Source organism: Streptomyces sp. NPDC029152 (assembly GCF_055564355.1).
Genome location: NZ_JBVHWR010000007.1, coordinates 173520 through 198058, shown reverse-complemented (window position 1 = coordinate 198058; position 24539 = coordinate 173520). Strand labels below are relative to the sequence as shown.

Annotated in this window: 17 protein-coding genes and 1 tRNA gene; 11 read left to right on the top strand and 7 right to left on the bottom strand. The window is 71.2% G+C overall.

Features of this window, described 5'->3' with window-relative positions; translation table 11 throughout:
* Nucleotides 1-55: 55 nt before the first annotated feature.
* Entirely contained in the window at nt 56-1891 is a 1836-nt protein-coding gene (locus ACZ4V6_RS17125) for a lytic transglycosylase domain-containing protein (RefSeq protein ID WP_467827774.1), read from the bottom strand.
* Nucleotides 1892-2156: 265 nt separating this feature from the next.
* Between ACZ4V6_RS17125 and ACZ4V6_RS17120 the strand changes: the two genes are divergently transcribed.
* A complete protein-coding gene (locus ACZ4V6_RS17120; RefSeq protein ID WP_467827771.1) occupies nt 2157-3011 on the top strand; it encodes a DUF4184 family protein in 855 nt (284 codons plus the stop codon).
* Here the strand turns inward: ACZ4V6_RS17120 and ACZ4V6_RS17115 are convergent.
* Both ACZ4V6_RS17115 and polA read right to left on the bottom strand, forming a co-directional pair.
* Nucleotides 2932-3345, bottom strand: coding sequence for a hypothetical protein (locus ACZ4V6_RS17115; RefSeq protein ID WP_467827768.1), 414 nt, complete (start codon nt 3343-3345; stop codon nt 2932-2934). The genes ACZ4V6_RS17120 and ACZ4V6_RS17115 overlap by 80 nt on opposite strands.
* A gap of 555 nt (nt 3346-3900) precedes the next feature.
* Entirely contained in the window at nt 3901-6627 is a 2727-nt protein-coding gene (polA, locus tag ACZ4V6_RS17110; RefSeq protein ID WP_467827766.1) for a DNA polymerase I, read from the bottom strand.
* 262 nt (nt 6628-6889) lie between these two features.
* Between polA and ACZ4V6_RS17105 the strand changes: the two genes are divergently transcribed.
* The 7 genes from ACZ4V6_RS17105 (at nt 6890) to ACZ4V6_RS17075 (ending at nt 16310) form a co-directional block, all read left to right on the top strand.
* Entirely contained in the window at nt 6890-9169 is a 2280-nt protein-coding gene (locus ACZ4V6_RS17105; protein WP_467827763.1) for an FdhF/YdeP family oxidoreductase, read from the top strand.
* A gap of 101 nt (nt 9170-9270) precedes the next feature.
* Nucleotides 9271-9759 (top strand): PaaI family thioesterase, encoded by a 489-nt coding sequence (locus ACZ4V6_RS17100; RefSeq protein WP_467827761.1) that lies wholly within the window; start codon nt 9271-9273, stop codon nt 9757-9759.
* 859 nt (nt 9760-10618) lie between these two features.
* Complete coding sequence (locus ACZ4V6_RS17095) at nt 10619-11854, top strand: branched-chain amino acid ABC transporter substrate-binding protein (RefSeq protein ID WP_467827758.1); 1236 nt, start codon at nt 10619-10621, stop codon at nt 11852-11854.
* Nucleotides 11855-11966: 112 nt separating this feature from the next.
* Nucleotides 11967-12896: a branched-chain amino acid ABC transporter permease gene (locus tag ACZ4V6_RS17090; protein WP_467827755.1), complete on the top strand. Its 930-nt coding sequence runs from the start codon at nt 11967-11969 to the stop codon at nt 12894-12896.
* A gap of 5 nt (nt 12897-12901) precedes the next feature.
* Nucleotides 12902-14728, top strand: coding sequence for a branched-chain amino acid ABC transporter permease (locus ACZ4V6_RS17085; protein ID WP_467827752.1), 1827 nt, complete (start codon nt 12902-12904; stop codon nt 14726-14728).
* Nucleotides 14725-15597: an ABC transporter ATP-binding protein gene (locus ACZ4V6_RS17080; protein ID WP_467827750.1), complete on the top strand. Its 873-nt coding sequence runs from the start codon at nt 14725-14727 to the stop codon at nt 15595-15597. The genes ACZ4V6_RS17085 and ACZ4V6_RS17080 overlap by 4 nt, the downstream gene beginning before the upstream one ends.
* On the top strand, nt 15594-16310 hold the full coding sequence (locus ACZ4V6_RS17075; protein WP_077798741.1) for an ABC transporter ATP-binding protein: 717 nt from the start codon (nt 15594-15596) through the stop codon (nt 16308-16310). Before ACZ4V6_RS17080 ends, ACZ4V6_RS17075 begins: the two co-directional genes overlap by 4 nt.
* 176 nt (nt 16311-16486) lie before the next feature.
* Here the strand turns inward: ACZ4V6_RS17075 and ACZ4V6_RS17070 are convergent, their stop codons facing one another.
* On the bottom strand, nt 16487-17143 hold the full coding sequence (locus ACZ4V6_RS17070; RefSeq protein ID WP_467827748.1) for an ANTAR domain-containing response regulator: 657 nt from the start codon (nt 17141-17143) through the stop codon (nt 16487-16489).
* A 104-nt stretch (nt 17144-17247) separates the two neighbouring features.
* On the opposite strand from ACZ4V6_RS17070, the gene ACZ4V6_RS17065 reads away from it, so the two are divergent.
* Both ACZ4V6_RS17065 and ACZ4V6_RS17060 read left to right on the top strand, forming a co-directional pair.
* Nucleotides 17248-17322: transfer RNA gene (locus ACZ4V6_RS17065), tRNA-Leu, on the top strand.
* A gap of 106 nt (nt 17323-17428) precedes the next feature.
* Nucleotides 17429-18184 (top strand): helix-turn-helix domain-containing protein, encoded by a 756-nt coding sequence (locus ACZ4V6_RS17060; RefSeq protein WP_467827745.1) that lies wholly within the window; start codon nt 17429-17431, stop codon nt 18182-18184.
* 8 nt (nt 18185-18192) lie between these two features.
* Here ACZ4V6_RS17060 and pyk read toward each other — a convergent pair whose 3' ends face one another.
* Nucleotides 18193-19629: a pyruvate kinase gene (gene pyk, locus ACZ4V6_RS17055; protein ID WP_467827743.1), complete on the bottom strand. Its 1437-nt coding sequence runs from the start codon at nt 19627-19629 to the stop codon at nt 18193-18195.
* A 260-nt stretch (nt 19630-19889) separates the two neighbouring features.
* Between pyk and ACZ4V6_RS17050 the strand changes: the two genes are divergently transcribed.
* Nucleotides 19890-21695: a bifunctional metallophosphatase/5'-nucleotidase gene (locus tag ACZ4V6_RS17050; RefSeq protein ID WP_467827740.1), complete on the top strand. Its 1806-nt coding sequence runs from the start codon at nt 19890-19892 to the stop codon at nt 21693-21695.
* A gap of 22 nt (nt 21696-21717) precedes the next feature.
* Here the strand turns inward: ACZ4V6_RS17050 and ACZ4V6_RS17045 are convergent, their stop codons facing one another.
* Both ACZ4V6_RS17045 and ACZ4V6_RS17040 read right to left on the bottom strand, forming a co-directional pair.
* Complete coding sequence (locus tag ACZ4V6_RS17045) at nt 21718-23121, bottom strand: lysine N(6)-hydroxylase/L-ornithine N(5)-oxygenase family protein (protein WP_467827737.1); 1404 nt, start codon at nt 23119-23121, stop codon at nt 21718-21720.
* Nucleotides 23118-24476, bottom strand: coding sequence for a pyridoxal phosphate-dependent decarboxylase family protein (locus ACZ4V6_RS17040; protein WP_467827735.1), 1359 nt, complete (start codon nt 24474-24476; stop codon nt 23118-23120). The genes ACZ4V6_RS17045 and ACZ4V6_RS17040 overlap by 4 nt, the downstream gene beginning before the upstream one ends.
* Nucleotides 24477-24539: the final 63 nt, after the last annotated feature.

The following is a 24539-nucleotide window of genomic DNA, read 5'->3' as shown; positions in this document are numbered from 1 at the left end:
GGCGCCCCGCCGCGGATGGCGGCGGGGCGCCCTCGGTGCCCGGTCCCGCGGATGCCTACGCGGTGGGCTCGGTCGACGGTTCGGCGGAGGGGCCCGGCGAGGCGTCGGAGGACGGCTCGGTGGACGGCTCGGTGGACGGGTCCGGTGACGGCTCGGCCTCGGCCTTCGCCACCGTCAGCCGGACGTCGAGCGTGGCGCCGCCCGCGGTGGTGAGGCGCAGCACGAACGTGCCGGCGGTGTCGTCCGCGTACAGCTTCGGCAGCGTCAGCAGGCCCTCGGCGTCGGTCGTCAGGCCGCTCAGGGTACGGACGGCCTTGCCGTCGGCGTCCTTGAAGTAGGGGCCCTTGTCGTTCTCGGCCGGGTCGGCCGCCGACGTGACGAGCGTGGCGGTGACGGCGACCTTGTCCGCGACGGCGCCCTTGTACGTCGCCTTCACCTCGACCCGGTCCGCGAACTCGCCGCCCGCGGTGCAGGTGAGCGCCGTCCCGCCGGTGCGGGCGAGGGCGTCGGCGACGCGTTCGGTGACGGTGGCCCGGTAGTCGAGGCCGGCGACCGTGCGGCCGACGACGGTGGCCCGGACCGTGAACGCGCCGGTCTTCTCGCCCGCCCGGAGCGCGGGCGCCACGGCCACTCCGTTGCTGCCGGTGATGACGGTGGCGACCTTCTCGCCGCCGTCGAAGGCGGCGTCCGTGTCCCCGAGGATCGTGAAGCGGATCCGGACCTTGGCGACGGCCTCGCCGCTCTTCGTCTCGGCCCGGGTGCTGATCCGCCTGGCGAACGTGTCGCCCGCGGTGGCGGTGAGGCCGAAGGCGCCGGCGTTCTGCAGGTGGTCCACCGTGTCGGTGGGCGTCTGCGTCTGCGGCGGGCTCTCCGGGTCGGCAGGGGTGGGGTCCGGTGAACCGGTGGCCGGCTGCGTGGGCTCGGCGGGGCCGGTGGGGCCGGTGGGGCCGGTGGGGTTGCCCGGAGCCGGCGTCGAGGTGCCGGGGGCCCGGGGCGTGGTGGACGGGCCGGGGGTGCCGGTGACTCCGGGCGACGGACTCGGTCCGGTCGCGGCGGAGTCGTCGTCGCTGCGGCCGACCGGCAGGGTGCCGGTGCCGTCCGGGACCTCGTGGGTGCCCTTGCGGTAGTACTCCAGCCAGGACAGGACCGTGTGCAGGTAGTCCTGCGAGTTGTTGTAGCTGAGGATCGCGCGGTTGAGGTCCGCCTGGACGGACAGGTCCCAGCCGTTGCGGCACAGGTAGTGGCCGGCGGCGAGGGCGGCGTCGTAGACGTTGTTGGGGTCCTTCGTGCCGTCACCGTTGCCGTCGCGGCCCGCCCAGGCCCAGGTGGACGGGATGAACTGCATGGGGCCGACGGCGTTGTCGTAGCTGCTGTTGCCGTCGTGGACGCCGCCGTCGGTGTCCTTGATGAGCGCGAAGCCGTTTCCGTCGAGCTGCGGGCCGATGATCCGGCCGATGGTGGTGCCGTTCGCGTCGACACGGCCGCCGCGGGCCTGGCCGGACTCCACCTTGCCGATGGCGGCGAGCAGTTGCCACGGGAGGTTGCAGCCGGGCTTGGCCTCGCGCAGCGCTGACTCGGCCTTCTTGTAGGCGTCGAGGACGGTCGCGGGGATGCCCGCCTCGGCGGGGCCCCGGAAGACGGGGGTGCCGACGGTGGGTGCGGGGCTCGGGCTGTTGAGCGGCGGCAGGTCCGTGTAGTACGGCGAGTTGCCGGTGGCGCTGTCGTCGGAGGCCGCGGAGGGCGACGGCACGCTGTCGGCGGTGGTCCGTCTGCCGTTGCCGTCCGCCGTCACGTCAGGAGCCTGGGACGCGGACAGGGCCGCGACCGCGACCGCCGCGACGGTGGTGGTGACCGCCGCTTTGCGGAGTCTCCTGTCGAACTGCGCCGCCATAGAGTGGCCCCTCCCGTGGACGCCCGCGCGTCCGTCTGCGTCGTCCGTCTCCGTCTGTCTTCGGCTGTCTTCGGCTGTGGTGCTCGCGCGCCGTGCCCGCCCTGTGGTGACGCTCGGCCCGGGCCGGGGGTTGCGCCACAACTTTCCGGGCACGACGGCCGTCTGTTCGACCAGTACGGCACCGCAGGTGACCCTACGACAACTTGCTTTGCGCGGGCACCCGTTCGTGCCCGATATTCACCGGTTGACCATATGAGGAGACGCGTTGCCTTTCACCCTCAGTCATGCGGCGGCCGTGCTGCCCGCCGTGCGCGGCGACGGATCCGGGCGGGGGCGCCTGGTGCCGGCCGTGCTGGTCGCGGGGTCGTTCTCGCCCGACATGACCTATTACGCGGCGAGTGTGGTGTCCGGGGCGATGGAGTTCGGGGACGTGACGCACTCGTTCGCAGGGGTCTTCTCGGTCGATGTGCTCATCGCCTGGGCGCTGGTGGGGCTGTGGCTGCTGGTGCGCGAGCCGTCGGTGGCGCTGCTGCCGCGGGCCCGGCAGGGACGCGTCGCCGTCCTGCTGCGCTGCGGGGCGCCACGCGCGCGCGTGCGGCCGTCCCTGGTGGTGCGGTGGTACGTGTCGGCGGTGCTGGGCGCGCTGACGCACGTGGTGTGGGACGCGTTCACGCACCCCGACCGGTGGGGGATGCGGGTGTTTCCCGTGCTGGGGCAGAAGGTCGCGGGCTCACCGCTGTACTGGTACCTGCAGTACGGCGGTTCCGCGGTGGCCGCGGTGGTGATCGCCGTGTTCGTGGCGCGGGCACTGCGCCGGCGGGCCCCGGCCGAGCCGCCGGGCGTCCCGGCGCTCTCGGCGCGGGACCGGTGGTGGGCCGTGGCGGTGCTCGGCGGCTGTGTGCTGGCCGGGATGGTGCAGCGGACGGCCCGGTGGTGGGAGTACTGGGGGTCCGTGGCCGAGCCCTGGGAGATCGTCCCGACGGTGTGCTTCGGGGCGGGCGCGGGGATCGTGCCGGGGCTGCTGCTGTGTGCCGTGGGGGTCAGGGTGTGGCGTCCGGTCCCGGTTCCCCGAAGCCCGGCAGACGCCGGTACGGAGCCGGGCCGCCGGGTCGCGCGCTGAGGGTGTCGGCGGTCGCGACGAACACGGTGAAGGTGTGGGCGGGGCGCGGCCGCGGCAGCAGGGTGAGGGCGAGCGCCAGGTAGCCGCGGGCCAGGTCGGCCCACAGGCGCCAGGCGGGGGTCTCGCGCGGTGTCGCGGCGGTGGGGTCCCGGTGGGCGAGTCCGCGGCGGAGGCCTGTCGCCGTGCGGCGCAGGGCCGTCGCGGCGGTGGTGGGGATGCGGCCGGTGCTTGCGCCCGGCGCGAAGACCGGGACCGGGAGGAGCGGCACGCGGGCGGGTCCGTCTGTGCCTGCCCGTGCCGGTGTCGTCCGGTGGTGGAGCATGCGTATACCCATGCCCGCATCCTCGGGGGAGACAGGTGGCGGGGGCTTTTCCGCGGGGGCCACCTGAGTGACGTGCCCGCCGGGGCCGGCGGGGCCGTGTGAGCAGGCGCTCCCTGGGCACCGACGGCGCCGGGACGGGGGGCGTGGTGGGTCCGGCCGTGCGGGCGGGTGCGTGCGCCCAGCCGGGTGGCGCGGGCGCCGCCCGGCTGGGCGCGTACGCCGCCGGGGCGCCGGGAGGCACGCGGGCACGGGACGCCGTGGGCCGTCGCCGGCCCGGCGGAAGAGGCCGGGCGTCCGCGGACGGTGGAGCGTCCCTGTGCGGCGGGAGAGCCGGGCACGGGCCGGCACCGACGTCCGGTGCCCGCCACCGGCGGTGTCGGGCACCGGACGTCGGCAGGACGCCGGCGGCGGCAGGCGTCCGACGGGGCCGGGCCGCCTCCGGTGGAGTCGGCGTGCCCATGACGCGCCGTGACGGGGCCGCCGCGGCAGACGTCCCGGGGTGGGCGCACCCAGGGCCGGGAGAGCAGGGCGGACGCCTGCTCCCCGGGCCCTGGGCACCGCCGGAGACTAGTGCGCCGCCGACTCCCAGTCCGGCCCCGAGCCCACCGAGACGCCCAGGGGGACCCTGAGGTCGACGGCGTCGGCCATTTCGCGGCGGACCAGCTCCTCCACCGCCGCCCGCTCGCCGGGGGCGATCTCCAGGACGATTTCGTCGTGGACCTGCAGCAGCATGCGGGAGGCGAGCCCGGCCTCGCGCAGCGCCTTGTCCACGTTGAGCATGGCGATCTTGACGATGTCGGCCGCCGTGCCCTGGATCGGGGCGTTCAGCGCCATCCGCTCGGCCGCCTCGCGGCGCTGGCGGTTGTCGCTGTTGAGGTCGGGCAGGTAGCGGCGGCGGCCGAAGAGCGTCGCCGTGTAGCCGGTGGCCCTGGCCTCGTCGACGACCCGGCGCAGGTAGTCCCGGACTCCGCCGAACCGCTCGAAGTAGGCGTCCATCAGGCCCCGGGCCTCGGCCGCCTCGATGTTCAGCTGCTGGGAGAGGCCGAAGGCCGACAGGCCGTACGCCAGGCCGTAGGACATCGCCTTGATCTTGCGGCGCATCTCCGCGTCCACCGCGGAGCGCTCGACGGAGAACACCTGCGCGGCGGCCGTGGTGTGCAGGTCCTCACCGGAGGTGAACGCCTCGATCAGGCCCGCGTCCTCGGACAGGTGGGCCATCACGCGCAGCTCGATCTGGCTGTAGTCCGCCGTCATCAGGGACTCGAAGCCCTCGCCGACGACGAAGCCGCGGCGGATCGCCCGGCCCTCGTCGGTGCGGACCGGGATGTTCTGCAGGTTCGGGTCGGTCGAGGAGAGACGGCCCGTCGCGGCGACCGTCTGGTTGAACGTGGTGTGGATGCGGCCGTCCGCGGCGATCGTCTTGATCAGGCCCTCGACGGTGACGCGCAGCTTGGCCTGCTCACGGTGCCGGAGCATGATCACCGGCAGTTCGTTGTCCGTCTGCGTCGCCAGCCACGCCAGGGCGTCGGCGTCCGTCGTGTAGCCGGTCTTGGTCCTCTTCGTCTTCGGCAGGTTCAGCTCGCCGAAGAGGACTTCCTGGAGCTGCTTGGGCGAGCCCAGGTTGAACTCGCGACCGGCCGCCGCGTGGGCCTCCTTCACCGCCTGCTGGACCGCGCCCGCGAACATCTGCTCCATGGCCCGCAGGTGCTCCCGGTCGGCGGCGATGCCGTGCCGCTCCATGCGGGCCAGCAGGGCGGACGTCGGCAGTTCCATGTCGCGCAGCAGGTCCGCGGCGCCGACCTCCGCCAGGCGGTCCTCGAAGGCCTCGCCCAGGTCGAGGACGGCGCGGGCCTGCACCATGAGCGCCTCGGCCTCGGCGGCCTCGTCCGCGCCGAAGGCCAGCTGGCCGTCGGCCGCGGCGGCCGGCGTCAGCTCGCGGTGCAGGTACTCCAGGGAGAGCGCGTCCAGGTCGAAGGACCGGCGGCCCGGCTTGACCAGGTAGGCGGCGAGCGCGGTGTCCATGGAGACGCCGGCGACGCTCCAGCCGTGCTCGGCGAAGACGCGCATCGCGCCCTTGGCGTTGTGGAAGACCTTCGGCCGGTCCGCGTCGGACAGCCATTGCGCGAACGCCCTCTCGTCGGCCTCGTCCAGCTCGGACGGGTCGAACCAGGCGGCCTTCCCGTCGGACGCGGCCAGCGCGACCTCGGCGACCGAGCCGGTGCCCAGCGCCCAGCTGTCGACCGTGGCGACGCCCAGGGGCCGCGTGCCGTGCTCGCCGAGCCAGCCGGCCAGCTCCCCGGTGCCCAGCACCGTGCCGTCCAGCTCCACGCCGTCCGCCACGACCGGAGTCGCCTCGGCCTCCTCGCCGCCCGGGTCGACGGCGAAGAGCCGCTCGCGCAGCGAGGGGTTGCGGATCTCCAGGGTGTCCAGGATCATCGCGACGCCCTTGCGGTCGTACGCCGGCCGCTCCAGGTCGGTGACCGCCTTCGGCAGCTCGACCCGCCGCTCCAGCTCGGTGAGCCGGCGGTTGAGCTTCACGGACTCCAGGTGGTCGCGCAGGTTCTGCCCGGCCTTGCCCTTGACCTCGTCGACGCGCTCGACCAGCTCCGCGAAGGACCCGAACTGGTTGATCCACTTCGCGGCCGTCTTCTCGCCGACGCCCGGGATGCCCGGCAGGTTGTCCGACGGGTCGCCGCGCAGGGCGGCGAAGTCGGGGTACTGGGCGGGCGTCAGTCCGTACTTCTCGACGACCTTCTCCGGGGTGAACCGGGTGAGCTCGGAGACGCCCTTGGTCGGATACAGCACCGTGGTGTGCTCGCTGACCAGCTGGAACGAGTCCCGGTCGCCGGTGACGATCAGCACCTCGAAGCCCTCGGCCTCGGCCTCGGTGGCGAGCGTGGCGATGACGTCGTCCGCCTCGAATCCCTCGACGGCGAAGCGGGGCACGCGCATCGCGTCGAGCAGCTCGCCGATCAGCTCGACCTGGCCCTTGAACTCGTCCGGCGTCTTGGAGCGGTTCGCCTTGTACTCCGTGAACTCCTCGGAGCGCCAGGTCTTGCGGGAGACGTCGAACGCCACCGCGAAGTGCGTGGGCGCCTCGTCGCGCAGCGTGTTCGCCAGCATCGACGCGAAACCGTAGATCGCGTTGGTCGGCTGGCCCGTCGCGGTCGTGAAGTTCTCCGCGGGCAGCGCGAAGAACGCGCGGTACGCCAGCGAGTGCCCGTCCATGAGCATCAGGCGCGGGCGGCTGCCGCCGGTGGGGGTCTCGGTCTTCTTCGATGCTGTGTCTGCCACATCCCCGATCCTGCCACGGCCCACCGACACTCGGTCCCGCCCGCGTCCGCGCCGCCGGCATCCGCCGTCGTGGGGCGCGGGCCCGTCGCGGCCGCTCGCGCGGGCCCGCGCCCCACGGACGCGTCACCGCCCGGCGGCGGAGGGACCCCACCCCGCCGCGCCCCTTGCTCCCGCCCCCGCTTCCCGCCCGGTCTCCGTCGGTGTCGGCGGCGCGTGCGAGGATCGGAGACGTACCTCACACGTGCATGCGAAGGAGCGCGCGATGGCCACGAAGCCGCCCAAGGGTGATCCGGTCCAGGACGCGCCGCGGGTCACCGAGGTCCAGCACGCGGCGGCGGGCATCCCGGCCATCGGCCACACCCTGCGCGTCGCGCAGCGGCAGATGGGCGTGCGGCGGACCGCCCTGACGCTGCTGAGCGTCAACCAGAAGGACGGCTTCGACTGCCCGGGCTGCGCCTGGCCGGAGCCGGACCACCGGCACAAGGCGGAATTCTGCGAGAACGGCGCGAAGGCCGTGGCCGAGGAGGCCACCCTGCGCCGGGTCACCCCGGAGTTCTTCGCCGCGCACTCCGTGGCCGACCTCGCGACCCGCAGCGGCTACTGGCTGGGCCAGCAGGGGCGGCTCACGCACCCCGTGTACCTCCCGGAGGGCGGCGACCACTACGAGCCGGTCACCTGGGAGCGCGCGTTCGACATCGTCGCGGAGGAGATCGCCGCCCTGGACTCGCCCGACGAGGCGGTCTTCTACACCTCCGGGCGCACCAGCAACGAGGCGGCGTTCCTCTACCAGCTCTTCGCGCGCGAGCTGGGCACCAACAACCTGCCGGACTGCTCCAACATGTGCCACGAGTCGTCCGGTTCGGCCCTGTCCGAGACCATCGGCATCGGCAAGGGCAGCGTCCTGCTGGAGGACCTCCACAAGTCCGACCTGATCATCGTGGCCGGGCAGAACCCGGGCACCAACCACCCGCGCATGCTCTCCGCGCTGGAGAAGGCCAAGGCGAACGGCGCGAGGATCATCAGCGTCAACCCGCTGCCCGAGGCGGGTCTGGAGCGCTTCAAGAACCCGCAGACGCCGAAGGGGCTCACCACCGGAGCCGCCCTCACCGACCTGTTCCTGCAGATCCGCCTCGGCGGCGACCAGGCCCTGTTCCGCCTCCTCAACAGGCTGATCCTCGAGACCGAGGGGGCGGTCGACGAGGCGTTCGTCCGGGAACACACGCACGGCTTCGAGGAGTTCGCCGCGGCCGCGCGCGGCGCCGACTGGGAGGAGACGCTCGCGGCGACCGGTCTGTCCCGCGCGCAGATCGAGGAGGCGCTGCGCCTGGTCCTCGCCTCGGAGCGCACCATCGTGTGCTGGGCGATGGGCCTGACCCAGCACAAGCACTCGGTGCCCACCATCCGCGAGGTCGTGAACTTCCTCCTCCTGCGCGGCAACATCGGCCGTCCGGGCGCGGGCGTCTGCCCGGTGCGCGGCCACTCCAACGTGCAGGGCGACCGCACGATGGGCATCTTCGAGCGCCCCGCGCCCGCGTTCCTGGACGCCCTGGAGAAGGAGTTCGGCTTCGCCCCACCCCGCGAGCACGGCTACGACGTCGTACGGGCCATCCGCGCGCTGCGCGACGGCGAGGCGAAGGTCTTCTTCGCGATGGGCGGCAACTTCGTCTCCGCGTCCCCCGACACCGAGGTCACCGAGGCGGCGATGCGCCGCGCCCGCCTCACCGTGCACGTGTCGACGAAGCTGAACCGCTCGCACGCCGTCACGGGCGCGCGGGCCCTGATCCTGCCGACGCTGGGCCGCACCGAGCGCGATCTCCAGGACAGTGGCGAGCAGTTCGTCACCGTCGAGGACTCGATGGGCATGGTGCACGCCTCGCGGGGCCGGCTCGAGCCCGCGAGCCGGCACCTGCTGTCCGAGCCGGCCATCGTGTGCCGGCTGGCGCGCCGGGTGCTCGGCGCCGGCAGCAAGGTGCCGTGGGAGGAGTTCGAGAAGGACTACGCGGCGATCCGCGACCGCATCGGGCGCGTGATCCCCGGTTTCGAGGACTTCAACGCGCGCGTGGCCCGCCCCGGCGGTTTCGCCCTCCCCCACGCCCCGCGCGACGAGCGCCGCTTCCCGACGGCCACCGGGAAGGCCAACTTCACCGCCGCGCCGGTCGAGTACCCCGAACTGCCCGAGGGCCGGCTGCTGCTGCAGACGCTGCGCTCGCACGACCAGTACAACACCACGATCTACGGCCTGGACGACCGCTACCGGGGCATCAGGAACGGCCGCCGGGTCGTCCTGGTCAACCCCGAGGACGCCGCGGGGCTGGACGTGCGGGACGGCTCCTACGTCGACCTCGTCAGCGAGTGGACGGACGGGGTGGAGCGCCGGGCGCCCGGTTTCCGCGTCGTGCACTACCCGACGGCCCGGGGCTGCGCCGCCGCCTACTACCCGGAGACCAACGTCCTGGTGCCGCTGGACGCCACCGCGGACACCAGCAACACCCCGGCCAGCAAGTCCGTCGTGGTGCGTCTGGAACAATCCGCTGCCGACTGAGCGTTCGCTCAGCGACTGCGCGGCACGGCGCGCCGCCGCCCGGGCGGCGGCGCGCCCCGCGAGGTCTGCCGTAGTGATCACGACGAACGGAGCAGGGCCCCATGGGAGAGCAGCACCACGTGAAGTTCCCGCAAGAGGTCATCGACGAGTACGCCGCTCTCGGAGTGGACCTGCAGGCACTGTTCTCCGCGGGCCACCTGGGCACGCGCATGGGCGTGCAGATCCTGGAGGCCTCGGCCGAGCGGGTCGTCGGGACGATGCCGGTGGAGGGCAACACCCAGCCCTACGGGCTGCTGCACGGCGGCGCCTCGGCCGTGCTGGCCGAGACGCTGGGATCGGTGGGGTCGATGCTGCACGGCGGCACCTCCAAGATCGCGGTCGGCGTCGACCTCAACTGCACCCACCACCGCGGCGTGCGTTCCGGGCTGGTCACCGGGGTGGCCACGCCGGTGCACCGGGGGCGGTCCACGGCGACGTACGAGGTCGTCATCACCGACGAGGCGGACCGGCGGGTGTGCACCGCGCGGCTGACCTGTCTGCTGCGCGACGTGACCCCGAAGGACGCGGAGGGCGCGGGCGGCGCGGGCTGATCCCCCGGGCGGTGCGGTACGGGGCGCACGACGGCCCCGCACCGCACCCTCCGGCCGACGGACGCCCCGCCGCGCGAGGGGCGGGCAGGGCGACCACCGGACGAGGCAGCCGGGTCCGGCCCGTCCACGGTGGCCGTGCGCATGACGGCCCGTCGGCCGGACCGCCGCGGCGGTCCGGCCGAACCCCCTTGATCCACTTCTTTGAAACCGCAGGCCACAGCCCCTGGATCAACAATCCGGAACTCGGGATTCAGGATCAGGTTTACCGGAACCCTCTATTCCGTTGGCTATTACACGAATAAATCGGCCTCGCGCGGCCCTATCCGCCGCCCCGCCCCACACACCTCTTTCCGGACAAAAGAAGTCCCCGCCGCCGGCTCCACCACAAGATCATTCAACCCCCGCACGAGGCGGTTCACGGGAAATCGACGGATACGCCGAACCTCTTTCCCGGATGTAACTCTACGTAATACGCACGCAATGCCGACGCCCGGTTCCCCCTTGCGGCACGGCGGACACGCCCTCCCCTCCCGGGCCGCGCCCGTCGCCCTCGGCAACAAAATCAGGTCATCACCAAAACCCTCTGATACACCTGAACACACCCCGTCGGGTCCTGCGGTTTCTCACCATCCGGACAGGGCAAAACGGCGAGAATTCCGTCCTTCCCCCCACTCGGTACCGCTCTGCAATACGTCGTGTCATAACAAGAGAGTCACAGCCTTGGCCAGACCCTCCTCCACGTTCCCCACACACGCTTAGAGTCACGGCCAGTCACCGCGCCGCCCGATTCTCATTTCGGCCCAGCGCTCGACTCGGCCGTTTCCACCCGGGAGCGACCGTCAGGGGAAAGGACTGGATCGTGCGTCAACGTTCGCTCATCGCCCTCACCGCGGCACTCGCGGCGGGATCGCTCACGCTCACCGCATGCGGCTCGCGCGACGACGACAGCAGCAACGGCAGTGGCGGCGGCGACAAGACCACTGTCGTGATCGGCATCGACGCTCCGCTGACCGGCGACCTCTCGGCCCTCGGCCTCGGCATGCGCAACTCCGCCGAGCTGGCGGTGAAGACCGCCAACAAGAAGGAGTACGTCAAGGGCGTCGAGTTCGAGCTCGAGCCCCTCGACGACCAGGCCCAGCCCTCCGTCGGCCAGCAGAACGCCCAGAAGTTCATCAGCGACAAGAAGGTCCTGGGCGTCGTCGGACCGCTGAACTCCAGCGTCTCCCAGCAGATGCAGAAGCCGTTCAACGACGCCGGCCTGGTCCAGGTCTCCCCGGCCAACACCGGCACCGAACTGACCCAGGGCGACGGCTGGAAGACGGGCAACTCGGTCCGCCAGTTCAAGACCTTCTTCCGCACCGCCACCACCGACGAGGTCCAGGGCGCCTTCGCCGCCGACTACCTCTACAACAAGGCCGGCAAGAAGAAGGTCTACCTGATCGACGACCAGAAGACCTACGGCGCCGGCCTCGCCGCCTCCTTCAAGACGAACTTCACCAAGCTCGGCGGCAAGATCGTCGGCGCCGACCACATCAACCCCGAGGACCGCGACTTCAACGCCGTCGTCGCCAAGATCAGGAAGACCGGCGCCGAAGCCCTCTACTACGGCGGCGAGTACCCCGCCGCCGGCCCCCTGAGCCAGCAGCTCAAGGACAGCGGCCAGAACATCCCCCTCATGGGCGGCGACGGCATCTACTCCGCCGAGTTCCCGAAGCTGAACAAGAAGGCCGAGGGCGACCTCGCCACCTCCGTCGGCAAGCCCGTCGAGCAGCTCCCCTCCGCCAAGGAGTTCATCGAGAACTACAAGGCCGAGGGCTTCGAGGACGCGTACGAGGCCTACGGCGGCCTCACCTACGACGCCACCTGGTCCATCATCGAGGCCGTCAAGCTCGCGGTCGACGGCAACGACGGCAAGGTCTCCTCCGACGCCCGCAAGGACGTCCTGGACGCCATGAGCAAGGTCAAGTTCGACGGCGTCACCGGCACCATCTCCTTCGACGAGTTCGGTGACACCACGAACACCCTGATGACCGCGTACAAGGTCAAGGGCAAGGCGTGGACGCCCGAGTACAGCGCCTCCCCCAAGTTGGACTGAGCCAGGGGACGGACGACAGGACACCCCTCACACATTGATCCAGGCCGCGCGGGAGCGCCCACCAGCGCTCCCGCGCGGCGCCGTATCCGAACCACTCCACGGAGGCCCTGCGGTGAACGAACTGCCGCAACAGCTGGCCAATGGACTCATCCTCGGCGCGATGTACGGACTCATCGCGATCGGCTACACGATGGTCTACGGCATCGTCCAGCTCATCAACTTCGCCCACGGCGAGATCTTCATGGTCGGGGGCTTCGGGGCCCTCACCGTCTTCCTCATACTCCCCGACGGCTTCGCCCTCGGCGCCGCCGTCCCCCTCATGATCCTCGGCGGCGTCGTCGTCTCGGTCGCCTTCGCCACCGCGGCGGAACGCTTCGCCTACCGGCCCCTGCGCGGCGCACCACGGCTGGCACCGCTGATCACCGCCATCGGCCTGTCCATCGTCCTCCAGCAGATCGTGTGGATGTGGTACCCCGAAGCCAAGAAGGACCGTTCCTTCCCGCAGTTCCAGGGCGAACCCCTCGACCTCTTCGGCGCCACCATCCAGCGCGGTGACCTGTTCGTCCTCATCGCCGCCCCCCTCTGCATGGTCGCCCTAGGCCTCTTCGTGTCCAAGACCCGCTCCGGCCGCGGCATGCAGGCCACCGCCCAGGACCCCGACACGGCCAGACTCATGGGCGTCAACACCGACCGCATCATCGTCATGGCCTTCGCCATCGGCGCCGCCTTCGCCGCGATCGCCGCCGTCGCCTACGGCCTGAAGAACGGTCAGGTCGGCTTCCGCATGGGCTTCCTGATGGGCCTCAAGGCCTTCACCGCCGCCGTGCTCGGCGGCATCGGCAACATCTACGGCGCCATGCTCGGCGGCATCGTCCTCGGCGTCGCCGAAGCCCTCGCCACCGGCTACATCGCCAACGTCCCCGGCATGGACCTCTTCGGCGGCGGCGCCTGGAAGGACGTATGGGCGTTCAGCCTGCTCATCCTCGTCCTGCTCTTCAGGCCACAGGGCCTGCTCGGCGAACGCGTCGCGGATCGGGCGTGATACCCATGACCACCAAGACTCCCACCGACAAGACCACGGACACCACCAAGGTGACCACCACCCCCACCCCGGTCGTCCCGCTGGCCCCCGCCGCAGCCCGCGCGACCACCCTCGCCGGCTCGGCCGTCGCCCTCGCCGGCACCTTCCTCGCCTGGACCTGGACCGACGAGTTCCCCGGCGACCTGACCGTCACCGGCTACCCCGGCGGCCTGCAGGTCCTCACCCTCGTCGGATCCGCCCTCACCCTGCTGTTCGTCCTCTCCGGATACGGTGTCCGCGGCCTCGGCTGGCTCACCCCCGGCGGCACCAACAGCCCCGTCCTGCTGAGCGCCCTCGGCGTCCTCGGCACCACCGGATACGCCCTGGGCGCCATCAGCCAGGAACTCGGCGGCCTCGTCAACCTCGAACCCGGCGCATGGATCTCCGGCGGCGGAGCCCTCGTCGCCGTCATCGGCGCCCTCGGCCTCCCGGCCGACCAGCCCTACGACGAGGACGAACCGGCCCCGGGCCTCTGGAGCCGGATCCGCCACGCCCTCACCGCCCCCGAACCCCGCCGCGCAGAGGAACTCCCCTCCTGGGCCGAGATCCTGATCATCGCCGCCGGCTTCGGCGCCGGCCTGTACGTCTTCGCCTACGGCATCGGCACCGAGTACTCCGAACTCTTCATCGGCTTCCTCGTCATCGCCGCGTTCGGCTTCACCGCCGTCACCCGCGCAGGACTCCTCAAGCGGCTCTCGGCCCTCACCGCCAAGCACCGCAACGTCACCCTCGCGGCCGCCTTCGCCACGGCGATCTGCTTCCCCTTCACCCAGAGCAACGAACAGTTCGCCCTCATCGGCGCGAACATCCTCATCTTCGCCACCGTCGCCCTGGGCCTCAACGTCGTGGTCGGCCTCGCCGGCCTCCTCGACCTCGGCTACGTCGCCTTCCTCGGCGTCGGCGCCTACGCCGCCGCCCTGGTCTCCGGATCGCCGCAGTCCAGCATCGGCCTGCACTTCCCGTTCTGGGCCGCCGTCCTCACCGGCGCCCTCGCCTCGCTGGTCTTCGGCGTGGTGATCGGCGCCCCCACCCTGCGCCTGCGCGGCGACTACCTCGCCATCGTGACGCTCGGCTTCGGTGAGATCTTCCGCATCACCATGAACAACCTGAACGGCAACAGCGGACCCGACGTCACCAACGGCTCCAACGGCATCCCGAACATCCCCGACCTGGAGATCTTCGGCTTCAACCTCGGAGTGCCGCACGACGTCCTCGGCCACCAGCTCACCCGCTCCGGCAACTACTACCTGCTGATGCTGCTGTTCACGGCCGTCGTCGTCCTCGTCTTCCGCCGCTCCGCGGAATCCCGCATCGGACGCGCCTGGGTCGCCATCCGCGAGGACGAGACCGCCGCCACCGCCATGGGCATCAACGGCTTCCGCCTCAAGCTCCTCGCCTTCGCCCTCGGCGCCTGCCTGGCCGGCCTCGCCGGCACCGTACAGGCCCACGTGTCCTACAGCGTCACCCCCGAGCAGTACCAGTTCGCCGGCTCCGTACCGCCCAACTCGGCCTTCCTGCTCGCCGCCGTCATCCTCGGCGGCATGGGCACCATCAGCGGCCCGCTCATCGGCGCCGCACTCCTCTACCTGATCCCGGCCAAACTCCAGTTCATGGCGGAATACCAGCTGCTCCTCTTCGGCGCCGCGCTCATGCTCCTCATGCGCTTCCGCCCCGAAGGACTGGTCGCCGACCGCAGGAAGCAGCTCGAGTTCCACGACACCGGACAGCTCGACGTACCGGACGACAAGCCGCTCCCCGACGGCGCGACCGGCGTCGCGAAGGCAGGGGCGTGACCACCATGACCACCACCACCGCACCCACCGCCACCACGGTCCTCGACGCCAGCGGCGTCACCATGCGCTTCGGCGGCCTCACCGCCGTACGCTCCGTCGACCTCACCGTCAACAGCGGCGAGATCGTCGGCCTCATCGGACCCAACGGCGCCGGCAAGACCACCTTCTTCAACTGCCTCACCGGCCTGTACGTCCCCACCGAGGGCAAGGTCGAGTACAAGGGCACCGTCCTGCCGCCCAAACCGCACCTGGTCACCCAGGCCGGCATCGCCCGCACCTTCCAGAACATCCGGCTCTTCGCCAACATGACCGTCCTGGAGAACGTGCTCGTCGGACGGCACACCCGCACCAAGGAAGGCCTCTGGTCGGCCCTGCTGCGCCTGCCCGGCTTCAAGAAGGCCGAAGAGGCCTCCCGCGAACGCGCCATGGAACTCCTGGAGTTCACCGGACTCGCCGCCAAGGCCGACCACCTCGCCCGCAACCTGCCCTACGGCGAACAGCGCAAGCTCGAGATCGCCCGGGCCCTCGCCAGCGAGCCCGGCCTGCTCCTCCTCGACGAGCCCACCGCGGGCATGAACCCCCAGGAGACCCGCGCCGCCGAAGAACTCATCTTCGCCATCCGGGACAAGGGCATCGCCATCCTCGTCATCGAGCACGACATCCGATTCATCATGAACCTCTGCGACCGGGTCGCCGTGCTCGTCCAGGGCGAGAAGATCGTCGAAGGACCCGCCGAAGTCGTCCAGGCCGACGAACGCGTCATCGCCGCCTACCTCGGCACCCCCTTCGAAGGCGCACCCGGCCAGGACGAGGCCGCCGAGGTCGAGGCCGCCGAGGCGCACAGCACCACAGAAGGGGACGACAAGTGACCGCACTGCTGGAGGTCGAGGACCTCAGGGTCGCCTACGGCAAGATCGAGGCCGTCAAGGGCATCTCGTTCACGGTCGACGCGGGCCAGGTCGTCACCCTCATCGGCACCAACGGCGCCGGCAAGACCACCACCCTCAGGACACTGTCCGGACTGCTCCAGCCGGTCTCCGGCCACATCAGGTTCGACGGCCGGTCACTGCGGAAGATCCCCGCCCACAAGATCGTCTCGCTGGGACTCGCCCACTCCCCCGAGGGACGGCACATCTTCCCCCGCATGACCATCGAGGACAACCTCCGCCTCGGCGCCTACCTCCGCAACGACAAGGAGGGCATCGAGAAGGACATCCAGCGCGCCTACGACCTCTTCCCCATCCTCGGAGAACGCCACAAGCAGGCCGCGGGCACCCTCTCCGGCGGCGAACAGCAGATGCTCGCCATGGGACGGGCACTGATGTCCCGGCCCAAACTGCTCATGCTCGACGAACCCTCCATGGGCCTCTCGCCGATCATGATGCAGAAGATCATGGCGACCATCGCCGAACTGAAGTCCCAGGGCACCACCATCCTGCTCATCGAGCAGAACGCGCAGGCCGCCCTGTCCCTCGCGGACCACGCCCACGTCATGGAGGTCGGCAAGATCGTCCTCTCCGGCACCGGACAGGACCTCCTCCACGACGAGTCGGTCCGCAAGGCCTACCTCGGCGAGGACTGAACCGAGAGCACAACGCGGCGAGACCGCCGCCTCACGAGAGGCGGCGGTCTCGCCGTACCCGAGCCGGCCCGGCACCGCGACGCCGTCGACGCCCCCGCGGAACACCCGGCCCAGCACGACGCACCCCGACGGGACGACCCCGCCGAGCACACGGGCCCCACGGAGCGGCCCGGGCGTCAGCCCTTGGACGCCTTCTTCTCCTCGGCGTCCTGGATGACCGCCTCGGCCACCTGCTGCATCGACATCCGCCGGTCCATCGACGTCTTCTGGATCCACCGGAACGCCGCCGGCTCCGTCAGCCCGTACTGCGTCTGCAGCACCGACTTCGCCCTGTCCACCAGCTTCCGCGTCTCCAGCCGCTGCGAGAGGTCCGCGACCTCCTTCTCCAGCGTCTTCAGCTCCGTGAACCGCGAGACGGCCATCTCGATCGCCGGAACGACGTCGCTCTTGCTGAACGGCTTCACCAGATACGCCATCGCCCCGGCGTCCCGCGCCCGCTCCACGAGGTCGCGCTGCGAGAACGCGGTCAGCATCAGCACCGGCGCGATGCTCTCCTCGGCGATCTTCTCGGCCGCGGAGATGCCGTCCAGCTTGGGCATCTTCACGTCGAGGATCACGAGGTCGGGCTTGTGCTCCCGGGCCAGCTCCACGGCCCGCTCCCCGTCACCGGCCTCACCGACGACGGAGTACCCCTCCTCCTCCAGCATCTCTTTGAGATCCAGCCGGATGAGCGCCTCGTCCTCGGCGATGACGACACGGGTCGTCAGCGGAGGCACGTGCGACTTTTCGTCTTCGGGCACGTCAGCGGGCTGGGGCGACTCGGGGGCGGTCACGTGGGCGCTCCTTGTTCCGGGGCGGGCGGTACTGCTGACAAGAGCCTACCTAGCTGCGGTAAGGTGGACGCGCGGAGGGTCGGGGGAAACCTTCGATTCTGCGAGCCCCGGTAGCCCAATTGGCAGCAGGCAATGGATTCAAAACCCATACAGTGTCGGTTCGAGTCCGACCCGGGGCACTTTTCCTTACTTTCCAAGGTCGCTATCGCATAGCGGATGTCCACGTTCTCGTGAACATCCGCTTTTTGCTGCGTGTCGCCTGCACGGCGCTTCCATAGTGGCCGCATGTACGACATCAGCACGCGCAGGCGGGCATTGGCCTCGGTGGCGCAAGGGCGCAGCCTCAACTCGGTGAGCCGGGAGACGGGCATCTCGCGTTCCGCCATCCGCTCCTGGCAGGAGCGCCTGGTGCCCTTGCCCCGCATCGCCCCTCGGGACCCGGGGCCACCTGCCGACAACGAGGCCTACGCCTACCTCCTGGGCCTCTACCTCGGAGACGGGTGCATCAGCGCCCACCCCCGCAGCGGCCATTACCTCCGGATCGCGTGTGCGGACGCGTGGCCGGGGCTGATCCAGGAGTGCGCTGATGCCATCGTCAAGGTGCGCCCCGGCGTCCGCGTGCACCGCGTCCAAAGACAGGGGTGCGTGGCCGTGACCAGCTACTCCTGGCACTGGCCGGCCGTCTTCCCCCAGCACGGCCCGGGCAGGAAGCACGAGCGTGAGATCGCCCTGGAGCCCTGGCAACAGGCGATCGTCGACGCCCACCCCTGGGAGTTCATCCGCGGGCTCGTCCACTCCGACGGCTGCCGCATCACCAACTGGACGACCCGGACGGTCGATGGCGAACGCAAGCGCTACGAATACCCGCGGTACTTCTTCACCAACACGTCGACCGACATCGTCCGGCTCTTCACCGCCGCCCTCGACCGGGTGGGCGTCGAGTGGAAATCACTCCACCAGAGCCGCGCCGCCGTGACGATCTCCGTCGCCCGCAGGGCCTCCGTCGCCCTCATGGACGTCCACGTCGGGCCCAAGCACTGACGTCCGGTCTACCGGGGGCTGTCGTCCTCGCCGATGTGGTGCACCCGGACCAGGTTCGTCGTGCCCGACACCCCCGGCGGGGAGCCGGCCGTGATGATCACCACGTCGCCCTTCCGGCAGCGGCCGTACTCGGTCAGGAGCTCGTCCACCTGGTCGACCATCGCGTCCGTGGAGTCCACGTGCGGACCGAGGAACGTCTCCACGCCCCAGGTCAGGTTCAGCTGGGAGCGGGTCGCCGGTTCCGGGGTGAAGGCGAGGAGCGGGATGGGCGAGCGGTAGCGGGAGAGGCGGCGGGCGGTGTCGCCCGACTGGGTGAAGGCGACGAGGAACTTCGCGCCGAGGAAGTCGCCGATCTCCGCGGCCGCGCGGGCGACGGCGCCGCCCTGGGTGCGGGGCTTGTTGCGGTCGGTGAGCGGGGGCAGCCCCTTGGCGAGGACGTCCTCCTCCGCGGCCTCGACGATGCGGGCCATCGTGCGCACCGTGTCGGTGGCGTGCTTGCCGACGCTGGTCTCGCCGGAGAGCATCACGGCGTCGGTGCCGTCGATGACGGCGTTGGCGACGTCGGAGGCCTCGGCGCGGGTCGGGCGGGCGTTGTCGATCATGGAGTCGAGCATCTGGGTGGCGACGATGACCGGCTTGGCGTTGCGCTTGGCGAGTTTGATCGCGCGCTTCTGGACGATCGGGACCTGTTCGAGGGGCATTTCGACGCCGAGGTCGCCTCGGGCGACCATGATGCCGTCGAAGGCGGCGACGATGTCCTCGATGTTCTCGACGGCCTGGGGTTTCTCGATCTTGGCGATGACGGGGAGGCGGCGGCCTTCTTCGTCCATGATGCGGTGGACGTCGGTGATGTCGCGTCCGCCGCGGACGAAGGAGAGGGCGATGACGTCGAAGCCGGTGCGCAGGGCCCAGCGGAGGTCGTCCTCGTCCTTCTTGGAGAGGGCGGGGACGGAGACGGCGACGCCGGGGAGGTTGAGGCCCTTGTGGTCGGAGACCATGCCGCCCTCGATCACCGTGGTGCGGACGCGGGGGCCGTCGACGTCGGTGACCTCGAGGCAGACCTTGCCGTCGTCGACGAGGATGCGTTCGCCGGGGGTGACGTCGGTGGCGAGGCCGGCGTAGGTGGTGCCGCAGGTGTGGCGGTCGCCGCCGACGCCCTCTTCGACGGTGATGGTGAAGGTGTCGCCGCGTTCGAGGAGTACGGGGCCTTCGGTGAAGTGGCCGAGCCGGATCTTCGGGCCCTGGAGGTCGGCGAGGGTGCCGACGCTGTGGCCGGTCTCGTCGGAGGCCTTTCGGACGTGGTGGTACCGCTCCTCGTGCTCGGCGTGGGTGCCGTGGCTGAAGTTGAAGCGGGCGACGTCCATTCCGGCGTCGACGAGGCCTTTGATCTGGTCGTAGGAGTCGGTGGCGGGCCCTAGTGTGCAGACGATTTTCGCTCGGCGCATGGGGCGAGCCTATGACTTACCGATCGGTAGCGAATTGGACGCACATGACTGTCCAACCACCTTTGGGTGAAGGGTTATTGACAAGTGTTGAATTGTGCGGCGGGGTGCTCCGATGAGCATTCCGCCATCGTTCCTTCTTTCGCTTTTCGGGCGTGCGTGCGGCCGCCTCCCCGTCGGTCACTGTTGACAGGCGACGTGTCCAGGACAGAATCTACGCGCGTTGTCGATGGTGCGTCGTGACGTCCGCAAGGAGAGCCAGCATGTCGTTGAACCGCCGGAAGTTCCTCAGCAGATCCGCCGTGACGGGGGCGGGTGTCGCGCTGGCCGGTGCGACGGCTGTCCCGGCCGCCGGGGCCGCCGGGACGCAGCGGGGCCGCAAGAAGCCGAAGCGGTACGCGCTGACGGTGCTCGGCACGACCGACCTGCACGGGCACGTCTTCAACTGGGACTACTTCAAGGACGCGGAGTACGCGGACGCGGCGGGCAACGCCCAGGGCCTGGCCCGGATCTCGACGCTGGTGAACCGGATCCGTGAGGAGCGGGGCCGCCACAACACGCTGCTGCTGGACGCGGGCGACACCATCCAGGGCACGCCGCTGACGTACTACTACGCGAAGGTGGACCCGATCACCGCCGAGGGCGGCCCGGTGCACCCGATGGCGCAGGCGATGAACGCGATCGGGTACGACGCGGTGGCGCTGGGCAACCACGAGTTCAACTACGGCATCGAGACGCTGCGGAAGTTCGAGGAGCAGTGCGACTTCCCGCTGCTGGGTGCGAACGCGGTGGACGCGAAGACGCTGAAGCCCGCTTTCCCGCCGTACTTCATGAAGACGTTCCGGGTGAAGGGCGCGCCGCCGGTGAAGGTGGCGGTGCTGGGGCTGACCAACCCGGGCATCGCGATCTGGGACAAGGCGTACGTGCAGGGGAAGCTGGCGTTCCCGGGGCTGGAGGAGCAGGCGGCGAAGTGGGTGCCGAAGCTGCGTTCGATGGGCGCGGACGTGGTGGTGGTGTCGGCGCACTCCGGTTCGTCGGGCACGTCGTCCTACGGTGACCAGGTGCCGTACGTGGAGAACGCGGCGGCGAACGTGGCCCGGCAGGTGCCGGGCATCGACGCGATCCTCGTGGGGCACGCGCACGTGGAGATCCCGGAGCTGAAGGTCGTCAACGAGGCGACGGGGAAGACGGTCGTGCTGTCGGAGCCGCTGTGCTTCGCCGAGCGGCTCACCGTCTTCGACTTCGACCTGGTCTTCGAGCGCGGCCGGTGGCACGTCGAGTCGGTGCGGGCGTCGCTGCGCGACTCGAGCACGGTGGAGGACGACCCGCGCATCGGCAGGCTGCTGGCGGACGAGCACGCGCGGGTGGTGGCGTACGTCAACCAGGTCGTGGGGACGGCCACCGAGACGCTGACGACGGTGGAGGCGCGGTACAAGGACGCGCCGATCATCGACCTGATCACCAAGGTGCAGGAGGACGTGGTCAGGGAGGCGCTGGCGGGTACGCAGTACGCGTCGTTGCCGGTGCTGGCGCAGGCGTCGCCGTTCTCGCGGACCTCGCAGATCCCGGCCGGCGACGTGACGATCCGGGACCTGTCGAGCCTGTACGTGTACGACAACACGCTGGTGGCGAAGCTGCTGACGGGTGCGCAGCTGCGGGCGTACCTGGAGTTCTCGGCGGAGTACTACGTGCGGACGGCGGCGGGTGTGCCGGTGGACGTGGAGAGGCTGACGAACGCGAACGGCCGCCCCGACTACAACTACGACTACGTGTCGGGGCTGACGTACGAGATCGACATCGCGCAGGCGGCCGGTTCGCGGATCAGGAACCTGTCCTACCGGGGTGCTCCGCTGGACGACGCGCAGCAGTTCGTGCTGGCGGTGAACAACTACCGGGCCAACGGCGGGGGCGCGTTCCCGCACGTGGCGTCGGCGAAGGAGGTGTGGTCGGAGTCGACGGAGATCCGTACGCGGATCGCCGAGTGGGTGACGGCGAGGGGTGTGCTGGACCCGAGGGACTTCGCGTCGGTGGACTGGTCGCTGACGCGGGACGGCACGCCGGTGTTCTGACGCGCTGACGGTGTTCGCGGCCTCAGGTTCCGTCCGCCAGTGGGATGAGTTCCCGGTGGTGGCGTGCGGACGGGATCTGGGGTCGTTGCCGTTCCAGGCCGAAGGTGGTGAACGCGGTCCGGGCCGGCAGGGGGTAGGGCTGCTCGCCCGTGAGGTCGTTGAGGATGGTGGCGCTGCGCCAGGCGGCGAGGCCGAGGTCGGGTGCGCCGACGCCGTGGGTGTGGGTCTCGGCGTTCTGGACGTAGACGGCGCCGGTGACGGTGGGGTCGAGGAGGATGCGGAAGCGCTCGTCGATGCGGGGGCGTTCGCGGTCGTCGCGGCGCATGTAGGGGTCGAGGCCGGCGAGGAGGTGGCCGAGGGGGCGGTCGCGGTAGCCGGTGGCGAGGACGACGGCGCTGGTGGTGAGGCGGGTGCGGGTGTTCTGCCGGGTGTGTTCGAGGTGGAGTTCGACCCGGGTGGCGCCGAGGCGGCCGGCGGTGCGGACGCGGACGCCGGGGGTGAGGACGGCGTCGGGCCAGCCGCCGTCGAGGGTGCGGCGGTAGAGCTCGTCGTGGATGGCGGCGCTGGTGTCGGCGTCGATGCCTCTGTGGAGCTGCCATTGTGCGGCGACGAGTCGGTCGCGGACGGCTTCGGGCAGGGTGTGGAAGTAGCGGGTGTGGTCGGGGGTGAAGTGTTCCAGGCCGAGCTTGGAGTACTCCATGGGGGCGAAGGCGTCGGTGCGGCCGAGCCAGTGGAGGCGTTCGCGGCCGGCGGGGCGGTGGCGGAGCAGGTCGAGGAAGATCTCCGCGCCGGACTGGCCGGTGCCGATGACGGTGACGTGTTCGGCGGCGAGGAGCGCGTCGCGGTGGTCCAGGTAGTCGGCGGAGTGGATCACGGGGGCGTCGGGGGCGTCGGCGAGGGGTTTGAGCGGGTCGGGGACGTGGGGTTCGGTGCCGATGCCGAGGACGACGTTGCGGGTGTGGGTGCGGCTGAGGGCTTCGGCTTCTCCGTCGGCGTCGAGTCGGGTGTGGTCGACTTCGAAGAGTTTCCGTTCGGGGTCCCAGCGCACGGCGTCGACCCGGTGGCGGAAGCGGAGGGCGGGGAGGTGTTCGGCGACCCAGCGGCAGTAGGCGTCGTACTCGGCGCGCTGGATGTGGAAGCGTTCGGCGAAGTAGAAGGGGAAGAGGCGTTCGCGGGCCCGGAGGTGGTTGAGGAAGGTCCAGGGGCTGGCGGGGTCGACCAGGGTGACGAGGTCGGCGAGGAAGGGGACCTGGATGCGGGCGCCGTCGATGAGCTGGCCGGGGTGCCAGTGGAAGGCGGGGCGCCGGTCGTAGAAGACGGCGTCGAGTGCGGTGAGCGGGTCGGCGAGCGCGGCGAGGGAGAGGTTGAAGGGGCCGATGCCGATGCCTACGAGGTCGCGGGGTGTGTCGGGGGTGCCGCTGTTCATCGTGGGGTGTGTCCTTCCACCAGGGTGAGGAGGCGGGCCAGGTCGTCGGCCCGGGTGTGGGGGTTGAGGAAGGTCGCCTTGAGCCAGAGCCGGCCGTCGGCGCGGGCGCGGCCGAGGACGGCGCGGCCGGTGGTGAGCAGGTCCCGGCGTACGGCGGCGACGGCGGTGTCGGTGGCGTGGGCGGGCCGGAACAGGACCGTGCTGATGGTGGGCGGGGCGTGGAGGGTGAAGCCCGGGTGGTCGTCGACGAGGGCGGCGAACCGGTGGGCGTGGGCGCAGACTTCGTCGACGAGGGCGCCGAGGCCGGTGCGGCCGAGGGTCTTGAGGGTGACGGCGGTCTTGAGGATGTCGGGTCGGCGGCTGGTGCGCGGGGAGCGGCCGAGGAGGTCGGGGAGTCCGGCGTCGGTGTCGTCGTCGGCGTTGAGGTAGTCGGCGCGCTGCCGGAGGGCGGCGAGGTCGTCGGGGTCCTTGACGGCGAGGAGGCCGGCGGCGATGGGCTGCCAGCCGAGTTTGTGCAGGTCGAGGGTGAGGGTGTCGGCGGCGTCGAGGCCGGTGAGGCGGTCGCGGTGCCGGTCGCTGAAGAGGAGGCCCGCGCCGTAGGCGGCGTCGATGTGCAGGCGGGCGCCGTGGGCGGCGCAGCGGTCGGCGATGTCGGGCAGGGGGTCGATGAGGCCGGCGTCGGTGGTGCCGGCGGTGGCGGCGACGAGGTGGGGGCCGGGGAGGGTGGTGAGGGCCTCGTCGAGGGCGGCGGGGTCGAGGGTGCCGGCGGGGGCGGGGACGGTGACGGGTTCGGGCAGGCCGAGGAGCCAGGCGGCGCGGGGCAGGGAGTGGTGGGCGTTGGCGCCGTGGAGGAGCCGGAGGCCGGCGCCGTGGGCCTCGCGGGCCAGGAGGACGGCGAGTTGGTTGGATTCGGTGCCGCCGGTGGTGACGAGGGCGTCGGCGGCGCCGGCCTGCTGGGCGAGGGCGCGGGTGACGAGGGTCTCCAGGGCGGTGGCGGCGGGTGCCTGGTCCCAGGAGTCGAGGGAGGGGTTGAGGGCGCTCGCGGCGAGGTCGGCGGCGGTGGCGACGGCGAGGGGCGGGCCGTGCAGGTGGGCGGCGCACAGGGGGTGGGCGGGGTCGGCGGCGCCTTCGGCGAGCGCGGTGACGAGGACGCGGAGTGCCTCGGGGTCGCCCTGCTCGGGCAGGACCTCACCGAGTGCGTCCCGGACTCTTGCGGCGACGGCGTCGGGTCCGCCGGCGGGCAGTGGTCCGCCGCGTGCGGTGGCGCCGGCGCGCAGTGCGTCGAGAACGGTGTCGCACAGGGGTCGCAGGGCGTCGGGGCCGTGCGGGCCCGAGGCGAGGGGCGGCATGCCCATGGGCTGTCCTCCGGGCGCGGGGACGGAATCACACGGAATGACAGGGTGTACGCGGATGCGTGC

Bases quoted from the DNA above. Each gene is read 5' to 3' on its own strand.
- ACZ4V6_RS17125 (WP_467827774.1), bottom strand. From the start codon at position 1,891: ATGGCGGCGCAGTTCGACAGGAGACTCCGCAAAGCGGCGGTCACCACC.
- ACZ4V6_RS17115 (WP_467827768.1), bottom strand. From the start codon at position 3,345: ATGGGTATACGCATGCTCCACCACCGGACGACACCGGCACGGGCAGGC.
- ACZ4V6_RS17105 (WP_467827763.1), top strand. From the start codon at position 6,890: ATGGCCACGAAGCCGCCCAAGGGTGATCCGGTCCAGGACGCGCCGCGG.
- ACZ4V6_RS17100 (WP_467827761.1), top strand. From the start codon at position 9,271: ATGGGAGAGCAGCACCACGTGAAGTTCCCGCAAGAGGTCATCGACGAG.
- ACZ4V6_RS17085 (WP_467827752.1), top strand. From the start codon at position 12,902: ATGACCACCAAGACTCCCACCGACAAGACCACGGACACCACCAAGGTG.
- ACZ4V6_RS17060 (WP_467827745.1), top strand. From the start codon at position 17,429: ATGTACGACATCAGCACGCGCAGGCGGGCATTGGCCTCGGTGGCGCAA.
- pyk (WP_467827743.1), bottom strand. From the start codon at position 19,629: ATGCGCCGAGCGAAAATCGTCTGCACACTAGGGCCCGCCACCGACTCC.
- ACZ4V6_RS17050 (WP_467827740.1), top strand. From the start codon at position 19,890: ATGTCGTTGAACCGCCGGAAGTTCCTCAGCAGATCCGCCGTGACGGGG.
- ACZ4V6_RS17045 (WP_467827737.1), bottom strand. From the start codon at position 23,121: ATGAACAGCGGCACCCCCGACACACCCCGCGACCTCGTAGGCATCGGC.
- ACZ4V6_RS17040 (WP_467827735.1), bottom strand. From the start codon at position 24,476: ATGGGCATGCCGCCCCTCGCCTCGGGCCCGCACGGCCCCGACGCCCTG.